General features: G+C 37.3%; 22 protein-coding genes, 2 pseudogenes and 1 riboswitch. Of the genes and pseudogenes, 10 read left to right on the forward strand and 14 right to left on the reverse strand.

What is annotated here, in order from left to right; all coding sequences use genetic code 11:
- Positions 1-90 precede the first annotated feature (90 nt).
- The gene (locus AB8M93_RS06035; protein WP_373056676.1) at positions 91-363 is read right to left on the reverse strand and encodes a thioredoxin family protein; all 273 of its coding nucleotides are present in this window, start codon (positions 361-363) and stop codon (positions 91-93) included.
- A 322-nt stretch (positions 364-685) separates the two neighbouring features.
- A complete protein-coding gene (locus AB8M93_RS06040) occupies positions 686-904 on the reverse strand; it encodes a metal-sensitive transcriptional regulator (protein ID WP_373056677.1) in 219 nt (72 codons plus the stop codon).
- 177 nt (positions 905-1,081) lie between these two features.
- A riboswitch (Fluoride riboswitch) is annotated at positions 1,082-1,145 on the forward strand.
- 38 nt (positions 1,146-1,183) lie between these two features.
- On the opposite strand from AB8M93_RS06040, the gene AB8M93_RS06045 reads away from it, so the two are divergent.
- From AB8M93_RS06045 to chrA, 8 genes are all read left to right on the forward strand, one after another.
- A complete protein-coding gene (locus AB8M93_RS06045) occupies positions 1,184-2,488 on the forward strand; it encodes a voltage-gated chloride channel family protein (RefSeq protein WP_373056678.1) in 1,305 nt (434 codons plus the stop codon).
- Complete coding sequence (locus tag AB8M93_RS06050; RefSeq protein WP_373056679.1) at positions 2,485-2,847, forward strand: DUF190 domain-containing protein; 363 nt, start codon at positions 2,485-2,487, stop codon at positions 2,845-2,847. Before AB8M93_RS06045 ends, AB8M93_RS06050 begins: the two co-directional genes overlap by 4 nt.
- Positions 2,848-2,861: 14 nt before the next feature.
- The gene (locus tag AB8M93_RS06055; protein WP_373056680.1) at positions 2,862-3,677 is read left to right on the forward strand and encodes an AraC family transcriptional regulator; all 816 of its coding nucleotides are present in this window, start codon (positions 2,862-2,864) and stop codon (positions 3,675-3,677) included.
- Positions 3,678-3,754: 77 nt separating this feature from the next.
- Complete coding sequence (locus AB8M93_RS06060; protein WP_373056681.1) at positions 3,755-4,216, forward strand: DoxX family protein; 462 nt, start codon at positions 3,755-3,757, stop codon at positions 4,214-4,216.
- 17 nt (positions 4,217-4,233) lie between these two features.
- The gene (locus tag AB8M93_RS06065; RefSeq protein WP_373056682.1) at positions 4,234-4,983 is read left to right on the forward strand and encodes a hemerythrin domain-containing protein; all 750 of its coding nucleotides are present in this window, start codon (positions 4,234-4,236) and stop codon (positions 4,981-4,983) included.
- Between the two features lie 6 nt (positions 4,984-4,989).
- A complete protein-coding gene (locus tag AB8M93_RS06070; protein ID WP_373056683.1) occupies positions 4,990-5,766 on the forward strand; it encodes a sulfite exporter TauE/SafE family protein in 777 nt (258 codons plus the stop codon).
- 74 nt (positions 5,767-5,840) lie between these two features.
- Positions 5,841-6,311, forward strand: coding sequence for a phosphatase PAP2 family protein (locus tag AB8M93_RS06075; RefSeq protein WP_373056684.1), 471 nt, complete (start codon positions 5,841-5,843; stop codon positions 6,309-6,311).
- Complete coding sequence (gene chrA / locus AB8M93_RS06080) at positions 6,290-7,417, forward strand: chromate efflux transporter (RefSeq protein ID WP_373056685.1); 1,128 nt, start codon at positions 6,290-6,292, stop codon at positions 7,415-7,417. Before AB8M93_RS06075 ends, chrA begins: the two co-directional genes overlap by 22 nt.
- A 28-nt stretch (positions 7,418-7,445) precedes the next feature.
- Here the strand turns inward: chrA and AB8M93_RS06085 are convergent, their stop codons facing one another.
- From AB8M93_RS06085 to AB8M93_RS06140, 12 genes and pseudogenes are all read right to left on the reverse strand, one after another.
- Positions 7,446-8,318: an extracellular solute-binding protein gene (locus AB8M93_RS06085; RefSeq protein ID WP_373056686.1), complete on the reverse strand. Its 873-nt coding sequence runs from the start codon at positions 8,316-8,318 to the stop codon at positions 7,446-7,448.
- A 54-nt stretch (positions 8,319-8,372) separates the two neighbouring features.
- Positions 8,373-8,861, reverse strand: a complete 489-nt coding sequence (locus tag AB8M93_RS06090; protein ID WP_373056687.1) for a hypothetical protein — start codon at positions 8,859-8,861, stop codon at positions 8,373-8,375.
- 11 nt (positions 8,862-8,872) lie between these two features.
- A complete protein-coding gene (locus tag AB8M93_RS06095; protein WP_373056688.1) occupies positions 8,873-9,829 on the reverse strand; it encodes a YeiH family protein in 957 nt (318 codons plus the stop codon).
- 69 nt (positions 9,830-9,898) lie between these two features.
- On the reverse strand, positions 9,899-10,798 hold the full coding sequence (locus tag AB8M93_RS06100) for a LysR substrate-binding domain-containing protein (protein ID WP_373056689.1): 900 nt from the start codon (positions 10,796-10,798) through the stop codon (positions 9,899-9,901).
- Positions 10,799-11,164: 366 nt separating this feature from the next.
- Positions 11,165-12,685: a two-component system sensor histidine kinase NtrB gene (locus AB8M93_RS06105; protein WP_373056690.1), complete on the reverse strand. Its 1,521-nt coding sequence runs from the start codon at positions 12,683-12,685 to the stop codon at positions 11,165-11,167.
- Positions 12,686-13,781: 1,096 nt separating this feature from the next.
- The gene (locus AB8M93_RS06110) at positions 13,782-13,928 is read right to left on the reverse strand and encodes a hypothetical protein (protein ID WP_373056701.1); all 147 of its coding nucleotides are present in this window, start codon (positions 13,926-13,928) and stop codon (positions 13,782-13,784) included.
- Between the two features lie 16 nt (positions 13,929-13,944).
- A pseudogene (locus AB8M93_RS06115) lies at positions 13,945-14,049 on the reverse strand (hypothetical protein); the annotation flags it as partial.
- A gap of 15 nt (positions 14,050-14,064) precedes the next feature.
- The gene (locus AB8M93_RS06120; RefSeq protein ID WP_373056691.1) at positions 14,065-14,364 is read right to left on the reverse strand and encodes a hypothetical protein; all 300 of its coding nucleotides are present in this window, start codon (positions 14,362-14,364) and stop codon (positions 14,065-14,067) included.
- A 1-nt stretch (position 14,365) separates the two neighbouring features.
- Positions 14,366-14,590, reverse strand: a complete 225-nt coding sequence (locus AB8M93_RS06125; RefSeq protein WP_373056692.1) for a hypothetical protein — start codon at positions 14,588-14,590, stop codon at positions 14,366-14,368.
- 650 nt (positions 14,591-15,240) lie between these two features.
- Complete coding sequence (locus AB8M93_RS06130; RefSeq protein ID WP_373056693.1) at positions 15,241-15,690, reverse strand: JAB domain-containing protein; 450 nt, start codon at positions 15,688-15,690, stop codon at positions 15,241-15,243.
- Positions 15,691-15,794: 104 nt separating this feature from the next.
- A pseudogene (locus AB8M93_RS06135) lies at positions 15,795-16,124 on the reverse strand (single-stranded DNA-binding protein).
- A 10-nt stretch (positions 16,125-16,134) separates the two neighbouring features.
- On the reverse strand, positions 16,135-16,329 hold the full coding sequence (locus AB8M93_RS06140; RefSeq protein ID WP_373056694.1) for a hypothetical protein: 195 nt from the start codon (positions 16,327-16,329) through the stop codon (positions 16,135-16,137).
- A 1,005-nt stretch (positions 16,330-17,334) separates the two neighbouring features.
- On the opposite strand from AB8M93_RS06140, the gene AB8M93_RS06145 reads away from it, so the two are divergent.
- Together AB8M93_RS06145 and AB8M93_RS06150 are read left to right on the forward strand one after the other, a co-directional pair.
- Entirely contained in the window at positions 17,335-18,600 is a 1,266-nt protein-coding gene (locus AB8M93_RS06145) for a chloride channel protein (RefSeq protein WP_373056695.1), read from the forward strand.
- Between the two features lie 673 nt (positions 18,601-19,273).
- A complete protein-coding gene (locus AB8M93_RS06150; protein WP_373056696.1) occupies positions 19,274-19,540 on the forward strand; it encodes a hypothetical protein in 267 nt (88 codons plus the stop codon).
- Positions 19,541-19,939 lie beyond the last annotated feature (399 nt).

The raw sequence follows: 19,939 nt of genomic DNA on the forward strand, positions 1-19,939 counted from the left end.
ATAAAAGTTTAACATTGAAGTGAGAATAGCCTAATGTAACAAGGGGCTGCCAGTTGGCAGCCCCTTTGTATAAGGTCTTAAAAAATGGAGTTAAATCGCTTTTCCTATACCAGCGGCGAGCAGGTTCTCCTTTGTGATTCCACCCTCACAACATTTCAACAACTTGCCATCAACGGCCACTGCGGGAATCTTTTTTATTTGGTATTCCGCAATTTTATCGAGGCAGGTTTTTTCTTCGCACTGTTCATTAACATTATAAGTGGTGATCTCACAGCTATTGCAGGACACTTCTTCAACCAACTTAGTTACCTCATCACATACCGGACATCCGGCAGTGAAAATTTCTATCTGTCTTTTCATCATTTTTGTTTTTAGATATTCAACTTGAGTTAAACATGGAAAATTGTGAATCTAATCGATCTCTAAAATTCCATGTACCAAAGATAGGATCTCGACCAGGGTGGTTTCCAAATGGACGTTTTAGATATTTTAGCCTATTTAAAAATTGGCGAATTTATTTAGGAGATGATTTTTCTGAAGCATTTTCCAGATTATGGGATTCAATTCGGCGTTTAAGTTCATTGATCTCTTTCATTTTACCGGTAAGATTATTGAGTTCAAGATCGGGGAACTGTTTTCTTATGAATTCAATTTTTTCTTCATTGCCACAGTTGCCAGGGCAGGCCTAGACGGTTTCTGAGATGGCGATGGCCAGGGTTTTTCGATATACCTCGTCAAGAAGGAGATAATGGGCTTTGTCCAGTGCTTTCTGAACTGCTTTGAACTGTAGCAGTATTTTTTCAGGATCGGTATCTTTATCCAACATTTTAATGAGGCCATTTACCTGTCCGCCGATACTCTGAAGTCGCGTTTTTACATCTTTGCTTAAATCTCTCGGAATCATATTACAAATTTTCAGCAAGATACAATTGTCCAAGGGAGGTCTCCAAGATTATTAAATTCATTCCACAAATAAAAATTCGAAAATTCGTTACAAACGATTGAAAATTTTCTCCAATTCCATTATTAACCAATTTAAAAGTATAGAATTAAAAATTGCAATATTTTTCTTAATTTAGCGCCTTCATTTGGCAATGAGGTCTGCCTTGAACTGTTCTAAAAGAACTAATGACTTCTACTTTAAGCGGCAAAAGCCGAAGTAGAGACATTATATCAAGGCAAAATGAACAAGAAGCAAATCCAGAGTTTTTTTACCTCTATTGAACAAATTCCCTCCCTATTTTATCTTATTAAATGGCTGTTCATTTGTGGCTTTATTGGCGCAATAGCGGGCAGTATTTCTGCATTTTTCCTTATAAGCCTGGAGTGGGCAACTAACTGGCGCGAATCTCATTTATGGATCATTTGGTTTTTGCCTGCGGGAGGTTTTTTAATAGGTTTATCATATTACCTTTACGGAGACAGTGTGGTAAAAGGAAATAATTTACTCCTGGAAGAATTCCATTCTCCAAAAAAGATAATTCCTTTCAGAATGGCTCCCCTTGTCCTTATTGGTACGGTTCTTACACACTTTTTTGGAGGATCGGCCGGTAGGGAAGGAACAGCCGTACAGGTTGGCGGTGCGGTTGCAGATCGTTTTACGAAGCTGTTTAACTTATCCAAACGAGATCGAAAAATAGTTTTAATCGCCGGTATTAGCGCCGGCTTTGCTTCGGTATTCGGAACTCCTTTAGCCGGAGGCATTTTTGCACTGGAAGTCCTGGTATTAGGAAGAATACGCTTAGATGCTATAATCCCAAGTTTTATGGCGGCTGTGTTGGCCGATTATTTTTGCAGGATATGGAATGTATTTCATACGCATTATCATGTTAAGGAAGTCGCCAATATGAATCCTGAAAATATGTTATGGGCTCTTTTAGCAGGAATAATTTTTGGTCTTGTTGGAATGTTGTTCTCAAAATCGACTCATTTTTGGAGCCGTCTTTTCAAGGAACATATCAATTATCCTCCCTTGCGCCCGGTGATTGGAGGTACGATACTTGCCCTATCCATTTACTTAATAGGAACGACTAAATATATTGGTTTGGGGCTTCCTACTATTGTTGATTCTTTTAATATTAAGCTGAATTCTTACGATTTTTTATTGAAAGTTCTTTTTACTTCTTTCACTTTAGGCGCAGGTTTTAAGGGCGGGGAAGTAACTCCTTTGTTCTTCATAGGAGCAACGTTAGGAAATGTTTTGATCTGGTTCATTCCCTTGCCCATGAGCCTGCTGGCGGGTATGGGTTTTGTCGCCGTCTTCGCAGGAGCCACCAACACCCCTATTGCCTGTACGGTAATGGGAATAGAATTATTCGGAATTGAATCAGGCGTGTTTATTGCCCTGGCTTGCAGTACGGCATATTTATTTTCGGGTCATTCAGGAGTCTATGCTTCACAGGTTATAGGAAGTCCAAAACATCCGCTTTTTACGAGGGAAAAGGGACTTCAGTTATCAGAAATTAAAAACAAACGAAATAAAAAATGAGTGACTTAGTAACTATCAGGATCTATTTTGAATATGGTGAAAAAATGAAGAATCTGTCTTTCTGGAAAAGAATTAACTTTGATTTGGCCGCAGAAATAATTAAAAAAGCCAAAGCGCATAATTTAGACCAGGTTCTTAATTTTAACGTTTCGAGAGGTTATTTTGAAAAGAAAAAAATCAACTGGGGATATAGTGAGATGAAACATTCTAATCATCCGCATGTTGTGGAGATCACCGATACTCAGGAAAAATTAAATGCTTTTCTCGACAAAGAACAACTGCTTTTTGAAGGAGTAAAAATCTTACTGGTTAAAAATGAAGTTGTTTTAAGCCCTGTCAAAAGCCAAGGAACTCTTTGAAAATCACTCTATAGATGAAAGAAGAACTTGAAATAAAAGATAAAGCCGGGCAGCCCGGAGGACTAAAAATCGCTCCGTTTAGACCGCATATCAGGAAGACCACTCCACACAAGCATAACAATTATTTTGAGATCATCTATTTGACAAAAGGAAAAGGCTGGCATACTATTGATACGAAGGAATATGAAATCAAACCGCCTGTAATCTTTACGGTGCGTAAGGAACAGGTTCATTTCTGGGACATTAAAACTAAACCCGAAGGTTTTGTGCTCATTATTAAAAAATCTTACATCGACAATTGCCTGGACAATGATCTCAAAGGACTTCTTTCTGCTTTAAGTGCCCAAACCTGTCTCTTTCCTAAAGACAATACCACCAGTGATTTTTTCCAGATTCTACTCCACGAACATGAAAATAAAAATCCAAACAGACCCCTAATAGATGGACTGCTAAAAGCTCTTTTGGCAAAAATTCTTGAATCGGCAACACCGGCGAGTTCCAAAAACGGAAATAATAGCATTTTTCAGAAATTCATCCAACTTTTGAGCCGGGAGAATGAACTCTCCAATAAAGTGAAGCATTACGCACAGAAGCTGAATATTACTCCACAGAATTTAAATGCCATCTGCAGGAAAGAAACCGGGCAATCTTCTAACGATCTAATTTCAGATCATATAATCAATGAAGCAAAAAGACTTTTGCTTTACACGGACGCTACCATTAGTGAAATTGCGCACCGGCTTAATTTTAAAGACAATTCCCACTTTACCAAATACTTTAAAAGGCATGTAGAGCAAACGCCGATGAATTTTAGGAATGATAGTGATTAAATACCACAGCTTTTTCAAATAGACCATTGATTGAGATTCTTGTTGCATAACTTTATGCTTCAGCAAGAAAATCAAGCATGTTTCAACAAATATTGGCTACAGACGCTTCAAAGACCACCATTATCATTCGGTTGATGGTGGGTGCGGTTTTTATTTCCGAAGGCATACAAAAATTCTTATATCCCGCTGTTAGAGGACCCGGTAGATTTGATAAAATTGGTTTTTCCAACCCCGAATTCTGGGGCAATTTTGTAGGGGTTTTTGAAATCTTATGCGGAGCCTTACTCCTACTGGGATTACTAACCAGAGGAGCCGCTTTGGCAATGCTCATCAATATGACCGTGGCCATTACTGTAACCAAAATCCCTATTGCCTTTGGAGTAGGTTTTGGACCGTTCAACCTGCGGGAACTCAATAATTACGGGTTTTGGAGCATGGCTCACGAAATACGCACTGATTTTGCCATGTGGCTGGGAAGTTTATTTCTTTTAATAAAGGGAGGCGGGTACTGGTCTGTGGATCATAAACTTAACAAATAAATTTTAAATAAGATGATATGAAAATTATTAATGATCATGAAAATAAGTCGAAGGATACCTCCAGGAGAGGCTTCATTCAAAAGAGTGGATTATGGATTGCCGGTGCCGGAGTAGTTGGTTTGTCAGGAATAGCTGTTTCGTGCAAGAATCAGGAAAATTCAGAAAAAGAAGAGGAAGAAGAAGAAATGGTTTCGGCCAACGAAGATTTAATGCGCGAACACGGGTTATTGAACCGGATGTTGCTGGTTTATGATACTGCTATAGGCCGAATGACAGCCAGTGAAGAATTCAATCCCAATTATATTAACCAGACGGCTACCATAATCCGCAATTTTGTAGAAGATTACCATGAAAAGCTGGAAGAAGACTATCTCTTTCCAAGACTTGAAAAAGCCAATAAACTTACCGGTCTTACCTCTACCTTACGAAAACAGCATAAAGCCGGTCGCGGTGTTACCGAACAATTACTTTCACTTACCAACAACGGGCGAGCCCTCAAGGGTGATGATTCTAAAAAAATAGTTGACTTATTAAAGGCGTTCAATACTATGTACCGGCCGCACGAAGCGAGGGAAGACACCGTCTTGTTTCCCGCATTCAAACAAGTGGTTTCGCAACACGAATATGACGCTTTGGGAGAGGACTTTGAAAAAAAGGAACATGAAAAATTTGGGGAAGGCGGTTTTGATGCGATGGTAGATAAGGTTGCGACGATAGAAAAGCAAATTGGTGTTTATGAACTTGACCAGTTCACTCCAAAAATATAAAGCAAATTGACTGAATTCTTTAATTCGCTTTTCGCTGAAACAGATAATGGTATCCTTGCTTTATTATTTGTTTTAGGAATTGCGGCCTTCGTAATGTCCACGATTTCGGGAGGTGGCGGTTCTTTGGTATTGGTACCTGTGTTAAACTGGCTGCTTGGCGTTAGCAAGACCGCTCCTGTACTCAATTTGGGAACCTTTATAGGGCGGCCTTCCCGTCTTATCATCTTCTGGAAGCATGTTCACTGGAAGGTCTGCCTGTATTACGCTCCTGCCGCGATTGCAGGAGCCTGGGTGGGTGCCTGGCTTTTTAGCAATGTCAAAATTGAATGGCTGCAAATTATTGTAGGCCTGTTTCTTATAAGTACCATCTGGCAGTATAAATTCGGAAAAAAAGAACAGTCTTTTAGAATGGAAATGTGGTACTTTATTCCTCTTGGTCTTGGCGTTTCTATACTGGGAACCATCATTGGTGCGCTGGGGCCGGTACTAAATCCATTTTATCTGAATATGGGACTGGATAAGGAAGACCTGATCGCTACTAAAACGGCCAATTCGTTTTTGATGGGACTTTCTCAAATAGGCAGTTATACATTCTTTGGATTGCTGCATAAGGAATTGTGGGTGTACGGAATCGCCTTAGGTTTGGGTGCCACAGTGGGTAATATAATCGGTAAGAAATTTTTGTCCAGTATGAAAAGCAGCACTTTTAGAAAACTAGTGGTCATTTTAATGGCCATAAGTGGCTTTTTGTTGATTTATAGTCAAATTGAAAAGCATTTTTAATGGATCACATCTCACATTATGACTACCTTTTCCTGAAAATGATCCAGAGCAACAGAATAAATTTCCTGGACTTATTGTTTTTCTGGATTTCTTCGACTGCTAAATTTATTTCAATTGCCTCATTGATAATTATAGGGCTGCTGGCCGGTTTCAGGCAGCAATTGAACTTAAAAAGAAAATTATATGCTCTTTTAGTCATTTTTGGCACTTCTTCTATAATAACTTTGGTATTAAAAAGAATCGTATTACGCCTGCGTCCTTCTATTGTTCATCATGATATCATCGAACTGAGCAAACCGGGATTATATTCTTTCCCTTCCGGGCATACCACAGTGGCTTTTGCATTATCATTTGGCATGTTATTCTTAGGTTTCAAAAAATCAATCATTTTCCCATTTTTCGTTTGGGCATTTCTTACGGCTTATTCCAGAATGGTTTTAGGCGCACATTATCCACTGGATGTATTAACCGCGATAATTATCAGTTTAACTGTCAGTTTGTTCATCGCATTCTTTTTCAGAAAATGGAATCAAAAAACAAATTAAAAGAGGTAGCAGGTGTATTCCTTAAATTAGGAAGCATCGCTTTTGGCGGCCCCGCGGCTCACATTGCCATGATGGAAGATGAAGTGGTAAAAAAAAGAAAATGGATAAGCCATGAACATTTTCTTGATCTCATAGGAGCTACCAACATAATACCCGGACCGAACTCTACCGAAATGACCATGCATTGCGGTCACGAAAGAGCCGGCATGAAGGGTTTAATCGTAGCCGGTGTATGTTTCGTATTTCCGGCTGTAACTATCACCATGATTTTAGCCTGGCTCTACGGAAAGTACGGAGAATTACCCGAAGTTGAACCATTTATCTACGGCATAAAACCTGCGGTAATCGCCATTATTCTCGGAGCCGTTTACCGCCTTGGAAAAAAAGCAATCAAGAATGTCTATCTCTTAATTTTAGGATTACTAACCTTATCTGCCACCCTTCTCGGGCTCAATGAAATTATTGCTCTTTTTGGATGCGGTTTAATAGGAATCACCTGGCATATACTGCAAAAATCACGGTTTACTTTAAAAACGGTGGCATCTCCGGTATTTTTACAGCTACTCATTTCTACCGCAAACCTCAAAATTCTCTGTACCTTCTTAAAAGTAGGGGCTCTGCTATATGGAAGCGGTTACGTTCTTTTTGCTTATTTAGATGCAGAACTTGTTGATACCGGGTTGTTAACCCGTGAAGAATTAGTCAATGCCATCGCAGTGGGACAATTTACTCCCGGACCGGTTTTATCTACCGCGACATTCATCGGCTGGCAATTGAATGGATTTTGGGGTGCGATGTTAGCGACCGTAGGGATTTTTATGCCTTCGTTCATTTTCGTGGCTATCCTGAATCCGCTTATTCCAAAAATGCGGAAATCAAAAATGATCTCCGCATTTTTAGATGCAGTAAATGTCGCAGCCATAGCCGTCATTGTAGCGGTTAGTATTGAAATGGGAATAGAAATTTTCACCAACTGGCGCAGCATCATCATTGCTGTACTAAGTTTAATCCTTGTTCTTAAATTCCAGAAATTGAACAGTGCTTTTATTGTACTTGGGGGCGCATTTACGGGCTATCTTTTGCTGGTAATTTCAGGTTTAAAATAGCTGCATTTTCCTTAAAATTCACCCTGCTTTATTTGTCCCACCCGTGGGACTTAAATATTTTAGCCGCTTCATCGCTCTTTAAGAATTCTATAAAATCTCTTGCCTGGGGATCAGCTTTATCATTGGTGACAACTGTCAAATCCCGGTAAATTCGGCGAGCCTCATCAATTTCTACGAGATCGGCTTCGCCAGGATTATCCATGATCCAGTAATTCCATGTGATCCAGGCATCGGCATTAGGCTGTTTAAAAGCTTTAAACCCTGCACCACTACCCTTAGCAAACGCAATGATGTTTTTACGAAACTTCTTAAGGTCTTCCAATCTTCCCATGCGGCCCACTACATCTTCCCAAACTCCGGTGCCCGAAGTATTATAGACGCCTGCACCTTCTACCACCACGATGCCTATTCCAGGTTTAAATAAATCTTCAATACTATGAATATTTTTTGGGTTACCAGGTTTTACAGCAATTGCCGCCGGCCTTAGATAAATAGGTTCTGCATCTTTACTTTTAAATTCGGTATAGGTTTCTAAGAATGCTGTCAAACCCTGCTCTGCAGTTCCCCAGAGAATATCGGCATCTTTTTGAGCATTTTCTGTCCATTTGGACTCCGGACCAAAGTTTACCTCTACTTTGGTACCTGTTTTTTCTTCATAAAGTTTAGCTACAGGAATAATAGCTGTTTGCGGCCCACCGGCTCCATAAATTTTAACGATCCCATCCTTGGGCCGGTACGGGATATGGGGCTCGAGTAACGTACTTGTATATTTTGCGCTCAGAGCATCTTTTTCATTCTTTGAGATATTATTTTCTCTTCTGGCAGTGCTACAGGCAGACACCAAGAAAATAAGGGTTAATGCGAGCAGAGGTATGAGTTTTTCAATTTTAAAATATTTCATTTTTAAGTTTTTTTAGTGTTTATTCGTATTATTATTTTTAACCAAGAGTTAAGACTATAGAAATTTTGAGTTTTGATTGAACCCCACTGCCGGTGAAGAAACCAGAGCAGCGATAATGATGAAAACCGGTACTTCTATAAAAAGTGCTCCCATAATTTCGCCAGCCGAATATTGTTGGCCAAAGGGAGTTCCCATTTGAAGTATAATCAAATCTTTATGATCCAGACTAAGTAATAAAAATAAGGCCGGAAAGAAAATTAAGCAAAAGTATATTCCAGTTCTTATGCATAGTTTAAAGGCCGTAAAATAAGAAGTGGCATGCTTTCTAAGTCTGGAAAAATCATAAACCATATTTATAAAAAGTAGTAACAAGACTAAAAGATTGATCATTCTTACGGCCAAATTCTCATAATTATTAAAGATAGAGAAAAGTACTTCAATTAAAACCATGATGCTAAAAGTGGAAATGGCGGTCCACCATGCGTACTTATTTTTAGACCAGCTGGATCTGTTATTTAAAAATTTAAAGGCTGAAAATTTCATAATATCATATTTTAATGAGTGGTTTTTACTATAATTAAGAGCGAGAGCACAGAGATAAATACCCATACGCCAATCGCCAGGACTAAGGGTTTATAGCCTACTTTTTTCATAGATGAAAAACTAAGCGTAGTTCCTATAAGAAATAAAACCAGGGTTAAGGAAGATTTTGAAACACTTACAATATAGGGAGCTACTGAATGAATGGCGGGAAGATAGGTATTCACAATAATAGCCAGGATAAAGATTCCGATAAAATAAGGTATCTTTACTTTTTTAAGGCTGCCACCACTAAAAACGGCAAATAACAATGAAACCGGAAGGATCCAGAGCGCTCTTGCCAGTTTTACGGTAGTCGCGATTTCCAGGGCCTCATTGCCATATACCTGGGCTGCTCCAACCACCGAACTGGTATCGTGAATGGCAATCGCGCTCCAGAGGCCAAACTGATGCTGGCTTAGGCCTAAAAAATGTCCAATTTCAGGAAAAATAAAAAGTGCAACAGAATTTAATAAAAATACCACCCCCACCGCTACGGAGATTTGTTTAGGCTTTGCGCGTATGATTGGCGATATGGCCGCAATGGCACTTCCTCCGCAAATGGCGGTACCCGAAGAAATAAGCTGAACGATCTTCTTATCGATTTTAAAGAACTTACCTAAAGATAAACCCAATAAAAGGGTTAGACTTATAGAGGCAATGCTTAGGTAAACCCCCTCTTTTCCTGCGGAAAGTGCCGAGGTTACACTCATTCCAAACCCAAGCCCGATTACTGCAAGTTTTAATAACCACTGTATAGCTTTATGGTTATATTTTTCAAAAGGATTTTTACCAATTTGAGCAAAAACAATTCCTATGGCCAAAGCGAGTGGAGGGGATAGCCATGGACTTATACAAAATGCCGCAATAACAATAAATACAAGCTTTGTACAATTAGATTTAGAAAATTTAAAAGGATCAGTTGAAATCATGGTGGCTTCTTTTTTTTTGTAAAAGTAGCCTTAAAACCTTGCTGAAGTCAAATGATAAAAACTGATCTATTATAACGTTTTGTTATAACGTCGAGTCATAAAATCAATAAATAATTGTGCGAGTGAAGAATGATTTCCCATCTTCTGAATAAAATGAAAATGCCGATCTATTTGAAAAGAATCGATATCTACAATTCCAAGCGAGCCGAACTTTAATTCGTCTAAAACTGAATTGATACTTAGGAAGGCGGCACAGTTACCCTCCTTTAGATAAGATTTAATACTTTCAGAACTGCCCAGTCTCATTTCTATATTCAACTGTTCCGGAGAAAAACCATTTTCTTTTAACCTCTTCATAATAAATTCCAGCGTCCCTGATCCCTTCTCCCGAAGGACTAATGGAAGCTCTTTAAGTTTCACAAGAGGGATAGGCGGGTTATTAAAGAGAGGGTGGTTTTTAGAGACTACCAGAACGATTTCATCCCTAAGAAATTTTTGGTACGATAACTCCCTGTTTTTTGAAAACCCTTCAATAATCCCAATTTCAGCGTTTTGTTTTAGAACTTGCTGCTCTACTTTTTCGGTATTTGCGCTGGTGAGAATTACTTCTATCTGTGGATATTTTTTCCTCAAATTTGCCAGGGCCCCGGGCAAAATATACTGCGCCAGGGTGGTACTGGCAGCAATTTTTAGAACACCTCCAGTTTTATCAACCAGTGCATTCATATCAAATTCCAGCTCTCCATGAAGTATGAAAATTTTCTTAGTGTAATTTAGCAAAAGAGTTCCTGCTTTAGTAAGCGCGATCCTGTTGCCCTGCCGCTCAAATAATTTTTGATTAAAATGGTCTTCCAGCTGCTTTATATGGCGGGAAACAGCGGGTTGCGTAATATGGAGTTCCTCAGCTGCCTTTGAAAAGCTTAAACGGTCAGCTACCGTTAAAAAGATGTTTATCTTATAGTCTAGCATTTAAGCATAAATATGGATATTAATGGTTATTGAAGTAATTAATTGTGAATCACAAACCCAAAAAAAAATCTGAGGTAACTGAGATAGCTAGCAGGTTCTCTCTTCTCTTTCCTATCATCACAAACCCTATAACTCAAGATACAAGACTCCTTGTATTAAATTAACTTAATATCCATTATTTTTAATTTATTTTTTCAGTTTTGGTAGAGAAAATTTTTAATTAAATTTTTTTTATTTTCAGGTTTAAAAAACAATGATTGTATAATTTACCTTAAAGCTCAATTTGCACTCATAGAGGCTCTTGATTGAGTTCAAAATCGCTTAGGAACTAATTCAAATAAATTTACAAATTTTATACTTTTAACCTTATTGATTTTCATAGTGAGGAAAACTTATAATAAATGTAGTTCCCTGATTCACTTCGCTTTCCACTTTTATTTTAGCATCATGTTCATCTAAGATATTTTTCACCGACGAGAGGCCTACTCCCACTCCCGTATCTTTTTGGGTGTAAAAGGCATCAAAAATACGATTGATATCCTGTTCATTTAATCCATGACCATTATCTGAAATTTGCAGCACCACCTCACCTGCATCTTCAAAAATTTTTATTTTTAAAATACCTTTCTGAGGTACAGTAGCTTCACTGGCATTTACAATCAAATTAAGAAGGGCTATAGACAGTTTATTGTAATCTGCCAATACAATACAATTTTTTTCGTAATTCTTTACAACCTGAAGACCTGCCAGGAAAATTCTTTCAGAAGCTTTTTCCAGGGTTTTTTCGATTACATCGACTAAATTGGCCTTGACTAAATTTGGCGACGAATAATTTGAAGCATCAAGTAGATTGCTGACAAGATTATTTAATGCCTTGTTGCTACTGGATAAAATTTCGAGATATCGGTTTATTTTTTCCTTTTCTTCTCCTGATATTTTTTTTGAAATTAGATCAGTAGCCATCCCTATATTAGCGATAGGATTTCGAAGTTCGTGGGCAAAGATCCTGGCGACTTCTCCCTGGATGGAAAGTCTTTCTGCTTTTTGGAGTGCTTCTTTTGTGTTATGTTGTTCAGTAATGTTACTCACTAAAATCACATATTCATCAACCCATTTCTTATTCTTTCGCTCAAAAATTTTTCCTCGTACGCAAAACCATTCCCATTGATTATTCCTAAGTTTTAACCTAATCTCTAGCTCATAAATGGAATGATCTTCTGATTTTAGCAGCTTTTTATGAAACCTAATTAGCCTTTCCCGATCCCTGGGATGGATATAGGGCAGAATGTCCTGTAATGGGGTTCCCTGGATTTTTTCCACCGTCATTCCAGCCTCGGGAAGCAGGTCTTTATTTATATATCTCACGGAAAAAGTATTAAGATTGACAATCATAATGGTTTCAGGGGAGGTAGCCTCCAGCTGCTGCTTGAACCTCAACAAGTCTTTTAAGCTTTCAGATTCCTCTTTACGTATAGTAATATCTTCTAAAGTTGCGATCAAAAGATCATCGTGAGAGCGCGCCGTAATCCTGAACCAATTATTATAGCCTTCCTTATCAAAATGAAATTCCCTCTCAAGTGGTTTTTTAGTTTCCATGACCTGGATAAAAGCCTCCAGTATACCCATTTTTATACCATATTCAGAGGTTTCACTATAGGTCTTTCCCAGAGGATCTTGCACATTATACATTTCTTTAAGGACTTTATTTATTTTAATGAATTTAAAATCCTCAATTTCCCCACGATCATTATAAAGAGCCTGAAAAACGGCTATTGCCTGATTCGTGGTATTAAAAACACTTTTTAAAAGCCGTGCGTTTTTGGTGTCTTTAGTCGGTCGTGCTTGAGTTGGCGTTCTTGACCAAAAAGCGTTTAGAAATTTTCCCATAAAATAAATGTACGAGGGTACAAATTAAAGAATCTTAAATTAATTTTACTATTGAGATCATAGTAGCATAGTAAAATAACGTTTTGCGTTAAAATTTTAAGTTCTAAAGCTAATTTAACTAAACGATTGTTAAAAATACTTCTCCGTGTTTATTTTTATCCCTGACAGTTTTGAACCCGGGCAAGATAAAGATAAGATCCTAAAAACTTTTTATGCTCGCGACTTTTGAGACAGTGTATCATCATTATTTTTTTTCAGTATCTCGTTTACTACAATTCTCCTAAGCTAGATAGTTTTGACACCAAAAAATTAGTATCCTCCTCATTTTGGTTTAACGGCAGGATGTGGGCACATTTAATTAAAAGTAAAAGGAATGAGGCTCCCCAACCCCATTCCTTCTTAATTAATATTACCATGTAATATTAAATTTATATTCATTTATTTAAGATTTTTATTCAATTGTTTTAATACTTTTATATGACTCAACAAGAATAACTAGAGCTAGAGTAATCGCAATAAATAGCATCCTCCTATAAAATTTGTGCCATATTAAAAGAATTATAAAGGGGGGCAACAATTCCATTTCATTGATTCCCAAAATTAAGCTTAAAATTTAAATTAATAACTAAGGGATTTCACCCATAATTGACGGAGCAAAATAATAGAAGCCAAATAAGATTAGTTTTCTTATAGTACAATTAACTTTATCGATTTGAAATACCGAAACGCTTTTCTGTTCTAAATCCATATATTTCTCTTGGCTACCAAGGCCGTCATCTATGAGGAGCGTTTCAAAAACTTCCTATATGATTCCAAGTAGATTTTTAAAGTGGTACTGCGGTGTTTTGAGCTAAAAGGTAAAGAGTTACCAACTATGATATTCCTTATATACACCTGACAAATTTATGGCCCCATTCTGGCTCCTTTATGACCCCTTTGATCTTTTGGAGCGGAATATATAAGAAGTCCCCTTACCAGTAGTTCCTTTTCTTTCAATGAACTCTTTATCTATCAGTTCCTGTAAATTGCTTAGCTGTTCTTTTTGATAGACTCTCAAGTTGCTGATATTGTGCATTACCTATAGAACCATGTACTTTTAGGTATAACAAAGCGTTGACTTGTCTGGTAGAAAAGTTTGTTTTTTAAGGTAATCATCTGTATAAATATCCTTTAGAAAAGTGATACTTACTCCACCTTGTCCTTCTTCGATTTGGCTCAGGTGGCCCGACCTCTTTGAAGGCATCAATAATTTTATTTACTCCTCGTCCCCAAGATTCAATATAACCAGATTTGAAAAATGCATTGGCTTTACTCAGATTTCTTGGATACGATGAATGTTCTTGTTTTAATTTATCAATCGTCAATTATTTAGGCAAAATTCATGGGTTCCATAGGTACAATCGATCATCATAAACCCGAAGAAAAGTATATGTACTGGAATAATCTTTATGAATGATGGCATTCAAAACAGCTTTCCTTAACGCCGTTTCCGGATATTCCAATGGCTCCATACGCTCAATTCCTTTATAAGAAATAGGTCTAACCAAATAATTGATTTTTAGAATTTCAATTACCTCATCAGCCATTTCAAAAATATTTGTTTCAACTATGTCGTGGAACAAAAGATCATGGTTTGATTTTCCAAATCGGCCAATTTTAAAACTGGCTGTTATGGACACTTTAATTAATTTTTTTTCTAAATAACAATACAGCGGCATTTGTTAGCTGTCCTTGTTCTGTCAGTAGACTAAGATTTTTGAATAGTGTTTCTTTGCCAATGTTTAGTGTATTTAGAGGAATACGATCTTTTTCAATTGCCTTGACAATAAATGTTTGGATACTATCATCATTAAGGCAGGAAAATGTTGTTCCTTTAACAGCCACATCCTCCCATTTATTTCCCATTTTATTGATTATCAGAGTCTTGAAAAGTTCTGAATCTCGAGATGCATATCTCCGTCAGGGCATTCCACCGAAGGTTTGCTAAATGGCTGCGGAATAAATATCGGAAGCACCATCGCTAACCATGAGCTGTTTCGATCAATACTTCGAAGGCTCTCAAAATATTATTCAACGCTCTTCGAGCATTGGATGTATACCTGCTTGAGACTTTTGTACCATGTTTTGATCAAGAAGAGCCGTACGAATCGAGAAGTTAAGGCGTGAGACTTCCCCTTACCTAATCGACATTATTTTCGTCCCGTGAAAGCGGGACAAAAATTTCGTACAATTTGGCGTAAAAATTTAAAAGTCGCTCTACAATAAAATTTGTCCAAAATATTTTGGATAATTAGAAAAAATATTAACTTTAATGCATAAGTCATCTTCTATGATTTGTAATGAAAGGGAAAGTTCAGGTAACAGCGAATTTTCCCTTTTTTATAGTTAGCAATTTTGAATAAATAATAATCACCCCCAACATCCAGAGACGCCTATTCCTTGATTGGAGCAAGCTTGGATTAAATTAATAGAATTGTATAAATTTTACAATTTTTCTTCTCCAATCATCACATTTAAATTGCTACAATGTTCCTTGGCCTACTTTCGATCATAACTTAAAGGATTCCCTCATCTGCAAAGCTGTAATAATCCCCATCAGGAACAAGTATGAGATGATCTAAAATTTTAATGTCCAGTAATTCTCCTGCTTTTTTTATCTTTTGGGTCAGGCGTTTATCTGCTTCACTGGGTCGTAAGGTCCCGCTCGGATGATTGTGCAGTAAAATTACCGCCGTCGTTAAGCTCTTTAACGATACGGCAAATAAGATGCGGACATCAACTAAAGTTCCTGTTATACCCCCATTGGAAATTTCATAAATTCCTTTTACTTTATTGGCATTGTTGAGTAGCATTATTTTAAAGGTTTCGTGCAGTTCAATATTATTTTTATTCCATTGACTATAGGCTAAATCTGCCGCACTTTGGGAACAGGTTATTTTGGGAAGCAAATTTGCTTTTAAACTTCCGCTGTAACTTATAGATATTTCATTAACTTTGGTTTCCATTATTGACTATAATTTCTAGGGTTAATAATTAAAAGAGGGCGCTTTTTTCGACCATGACGCCCTCTTTGCTATTTAAGATTAATCAGCTGGATTATTGCCGTTCTTTACCTTAACAGAAGAATTTCGTTGGCTTCCACTTCGGTAGCATCGTGTTTAACTCCGTCTTTGTCCTCGTAGCTTCGGGATTCCAATTTTCCCGTTACCCCGATTTCCTTACCCTTTCCGGCATATTTTTCTATAATTTCTGCGATTTTTCCCCAAGCTACCATCGTGTGCCATTGTGTCTCCTATATTTTCTCCCCTTTTAAATTTTTATAAAATCCACTAGTGGCGAGTGAAAAACGGGATACTTTTTTACCGCTTTCAAGGTTCATGATTTCTGGCTCTCCGCCAACATTTCTGATTAACTGTATGTAATTTTTTAAAGTACTCATAATAAAATATTTAAATATTGATTAAAATGCTACCTGAACCATTCAAGCAGTTTACTATTCTATTTTTTTGAAATGATTTACTTATTATATCCAGAGCGTTTTCCTTTTTTTGTTTTTTTAGTCCCGCTTCCTTTTGGATGTTTTTGTAAGATTTCATAAGATTCATTTTAGATTTACTTCCCATAGAGCCGTCCGCTGTTACCATTTTTTGTTGCTGATACCTTTTCAAGAATTGGAATTAATAAGGACTTATAAAAAGGAGGCACGACTGGCTTATGCAGTCTGTTTAACTTCCAATTCTTGCTATTTGCTTACAAAAAAAGGTAGGACAGCGGCGGTGCGGGAGTAGGTCTAAATACCTTTGTGAAATACCAAAACATAGGAAGCAGGACTAAAGGATTAAATGGAATTCCTATCTGGCAAACTCCGTTCACTATTTCGTGTTGAATTGGAGTGTGCTTCCCGGCAACGAGGGGAGCGCAAACGAAATGGAAAGCAGAAATTGAGAAGGGTGTACAAGAAATTTGTATGGCAGCTTTTTTTCCGAAATTTAGCTTTTCGCAAAATGGAGCGGCAATGTGCTGATTGGATTATGAAAACGGATTATCCTCTTGAAGTAGGATTTATAGCGGACTTGACTTCGAAGATGTAAATTAGGAATGAAGTGTTCCTGCCTTTTTCTGGCAGGGTTAGCGCAATGGAAATCTGAAGCTTTGAAGTTGTATTCAAAACCTTTTTAATGAATCGTTTTGCCCCAAATGAAGCATTTTCTACGAAATGAAGTGGCAATGTGCTGACCAATTTGTGACAACGGTCTATCCTCTTACAGTAGGATCTATAAGCTGACTGTTTTCAAAGGCGTAGATGAAAATCAGCCCTAGAAAAAAATTGGTAAAATTCCACCATTCCGTGGAACAGGAGGAATTATTGGGCATGTAAAAGGCTATTGCTGCGAAAATAATCCAGGCAGGTAGGTGTTCAAAAGTTTTCTTTTCAGAGATTTCTTTTTTTACAGTTCATTTTCGAGGTCTTAAAGATTAAACCAATTCACGTTTTTTAGAAAAAAATTTTCAGGAAAAAGATTTTAAACAGAAGAGGAAAAGAATTGATAATAGGATTTCAGAAAAATCCACGACCATATCTTTTGTCATTATAAAATTTGATAACTTGCCGCCTCGACAATTGCAATCGTCCGATTAAAATTCAGAGTTTGAAAATAAAAGCAAAGCGCAAATTAATTACTTATATCAACTTACTCGACCAGCCAATGAGGTTTAGCCCTTTCGTCTTCAGCAGGAATTTCCTTCTTTGGGCATTGCTGGGAATCATCGGAGGATTGATAGCCGGGACATATTGGATCGCACTTGAAAATTTGATGCATTTCCTTGCTTTCTTTGATGGCTGGCAGGTAATTCCAACAATGGCAGCAGCCGGCCTGCTTGCAGGGCTTATCATTCATTTTTTTGGGGATCCGGGGGAGATCGATCTTATCGTCAACAACATAAGGTTCAATAAGGGCAGGTTGAATTCAAAAAATAATCCCTCTATGGTTTTGTCCTCTCTGCTCTGTGTCGCATCGGGAGGAAGTTTGGGGCCTGAAGCCCCATTGGTGCAAGTTACCGGCTCAACAGGCTCCTGGTTTGCTAAAGTGCTGAGATTGAAAGGGGAAGATTTCAGGTCTATGACCATTGCTGGTATGGCTTCCGGTTTTACTGCTTTATTTGGTGCTCCTTTAGGTGGAAGTTTATTTTCTCTTGAAATACTTCACCACAAACATGCGGCACAATATTACGAGGCAATTATTCCGGCTTTTGTAGCCAGTTGCTTTAGCTATATTATTTTTGCACTTATTATTCATCTGGGCCTCGCTCCCGTCTGGAATCTTCCTACCTACGAGATGCATGACAAATTCGATTTTGTCTTTGCAATTGTATTTGCCATCGCTGCAACCTTCGTGGCATGGATATTTATTTCTTGTACAAAATTTTTAAGATCTATTTTTTATAAACTTCAAATGCCAGTTTATTTTAAAACGACAGCCGGAGGGATAATTTTAGGAGTTATTGCTTTTTACTTCCCGCTCACCAGGTACTTTGGCCATCATCAATTAAACCAACTCCTTTCGGCAAATTTTTCTGTGCCTTTCCTGATTGCTATTCTTGTTTTTAAGATCATAGCCATTGCGGTTACCGTGACTTCAGGTTGGAGAGGTGGATTCATAATCCCTCTTTTCTTTGTGGGGGCTACCCTTGGATTAATCATTCATAAATTGTTCCCTTCTGTGGATCCTGCCCTTGCTATAATAAGCTGTATGGCAGCGATCAATGCCTGTGTTACCAGGACTCCTATGAGTACTACAATTCTATTGGCTACCTTGACTGGTTTCGCTTATTTCATCCCTATTCTCTTCGCTAGTCTTATTGGATATTTTCTTGCCCCCAGAATCCCTTTTATTTCTTCTCAAATGAATACTTAATAGAGTCATTAGTTTCTTTTCCTGGATACAGAGTTCCCATCAACTATAAAGCATCAAAAAGAAATTTTCGGAAAGCATTTGGAATCAATCCAATTATGGAGTTTATTTCTGTCATTGTAGATATTTATTTTGTAGGGAAATGTAGTGCATCTGCAGTGGCCGCTGTGGACGAGGTATTTCAACAGCAGCATTAAAAAAAGCCAACGCAGTGAAGCGAAGTTTTATAGCCTTATATCTACCGAACTAACACTATAAAAACGGTAGGAATATTACGCTAGCTCTAAACTCAATTAATAAAATTAAAAAATAGGAAATTAAACTTTTACCTGTACTACTTCTTCATCACTTTCCATAGGATATGATCAATTTGTCCTTGTCATGATAATCTTCCTTTGTGCCTGGAAGTTGCAAAATTTAAAAATTGTATCGTTTAATTTGGGAGTATTAGCTCCTATTTAAGTCGTTTAGAAATTTTCGGTTAAAATTGAGACTATTTAATTAGTTGAAAAGTTTAACTATGCATTTAAAAGTGGATAAGTAGAAAAGAATGAGTTGGTTATCTTGTTTAATTACAATCGGGTCATACATATTTATCGTGTTAAAAATTTAGGTATTTGTGTTCTTACTTTTTTCATTCACATATTAAATTTATCATAACAGAAAAATATATGTTATGAAGGTTGGGGATTCAATTCATTTTATAAATACTCTAAATCAATTGCATGAAAAGTATTCTTTATCTCAGAGAGATTTAAAGCTCATCGAGAAAATAAAAAATTTAAAAATAACAAGTATTGCATTTACAACAGAAGGAGGTTTTGATCCCACTGATGGAAAATTTCATTTGAATAGGAATATTAATTATAAAATCAGAATAAAATATGAATGTCCTATTTCAAAAAAGAAAAAAATTATTGTCCTGATGTCTTCTTCTGATTAATAGTAATTTTTCATTTTGTTTAGAACAGCGATTGAATTCCTATTTTAGTCCTTCGAAATGGTAAGAATTCCTAAGGGGATGGGTGAAAATAAATATTTGATTCAGTATTAAGAACTTGATTGGAAGTTATTTTTTAGTTTTCAAAGAGTTCTGCTCAATAGCTTTATTCTAGAGGGTAAATACCCCCCGGGTCTTACCTCGATATTAAATGTTTAAAGTCTTAAGAAGTAATCCTCCAAAATGCTCCGTGGGCTTGCCCCGGGAGTGTAATTTAAACTCTGTCCTTTTCTTCACTCCTTCGGGGGTACCCCCGAAGGAGTGGTTGCCAAATCGAGCCTAATACGGTCTTCAAATCTAATATATAATTGCTGGATTGTCAAACTCCAATTATGAAGTGGG

Origin of the sequence: Autumnicola aciditolerans, assembly GCF_041679265.1 — a bacterium.
GTDB lineage: Bacteria > Bacteroidota > Bacteroidia > Flavobacteriales > Flavobacteriaceae > Autumnicola.

Coding starts and splice junctions, on each gene's coding strand:
- AB8M93_RS06090 (WP_373056687.1), bottom strand. CDS start 8,861: ATGAAATTTTCAGCCTTTAAATTTTTAAATAACAGATCCAGCTGGTCT.
- AB8M93_RS06065 (WP_373056682.1), top strand. CDS start 4,234: ATGAAAATTATTAATGATCATGAAAATAAGTCGAAGGATACCTCCAGG.
- AB8M93_RS06105 (WP_373056690.1), bottom strand. CDS start 12,685: ATGGGAAAATTTCTAAACGCTTTTTGGTCAAGAACGCCAACTCAAGCA.
- AB8M93_RS06150 (WP_373056696.1), top strand. CDS start 19,274: ATGAAGGTTGGGGATTCAATTCATTTTATAAATACTCTAAATCAATTG.
- AB8M93_RS06140 (WP_373056694.1), bottom strand. CDS start 16,329: ATGGTAACAGCGGACGGCTCTATGGGAAGTAAATCTAAAATGAATCTT.
- chrA (WP_373056685.1), top strand. CDS start 6,290: ATGGAATCAAAAAACAAATTAAAAGAGGTAGCAGGTGTATTCCTTAAA.
- AB8M93_RS06055 (WP_373056680.1), top strand. CDS start 2,862: ATGAAAGAAGAACTTGAAATAAAAGATAAAGCCGGGCAGCCCGGAGGA.
- AB8M93_RS06085 (WP_373056686.1), bottom strand. CDS start 8,318: ATGAAATATTTTAAAATTGAAAAACTCATACCTCTGCTCGCATTAACC.
- AB8M93_RS06060 (WP_373056681.1), top strand. CDS start 3,755: ATGTTTCAACAAATATTGGCTACAGACGCTTCAAAGACCACCATTATC.
- AB8M93_RS06100 (WP_373056689.1), bottom strand. CDS start 10,798: ATGCTAGACTATAAGATAAACATCTTTTTAACGGTAGCTGACCGTTTA.
- AB8M93_RS06130 (WP_373056693.1), bottom strand. CDS start 15,690: ATGGAAACCAAAGTTAATGAAATATCTATAAGTTACAGCGGAAGTTTA.
- AB8M93_RS06050 (WP_373056679.1), top strand. CDS start 2,485: ATGAGTGACTTAGTAACTATCAGGATCTATTTTGAATATGGTGAAAAA.
- AB8M93_RS06110 (WP_373056701.1), bottom strand. CDS start 13,928: ATGCCTTCAAAGAGGTCGGGCCACCTGAGCCAAATCGAAGAAGGACAA.
- AB8M93_RS06125 (WP_373056692.1), bottom strand. CDS start 14,590: ATGGGAAATAAATGGGAGGATGTGGCTGTTAAAGGAACAACATTTTCC.
- AB8M93_RS06045 (WP_373056678.1), top strand. CDS start 1,184: ATGAACAAGAAGCAAATCCAGAGTTTTTTTACCTCTATTGAACAAATT.
- AB8M93_RS06035 (WP_373056676.1), bottom strand. CDS start 363: ATGATGAAAAGACAGATAGAAATTTTCACTGCCGGATGTCCGGTATGT.
- AB8M93_RS06040 (WP_373056677.1), bottom strand. CDS start 904: ATGATTCCGAGAGATTTAAGCAAAGATGTAAAAACGCGACTTCAGAGT.
- AB8M93_RS06095 (WP_373056688.1), bottom strand. CDS start 9,829: ATGATTTCAACTGATCCTTTTAAATTTTCTAAATCTAATTGTACAAAG.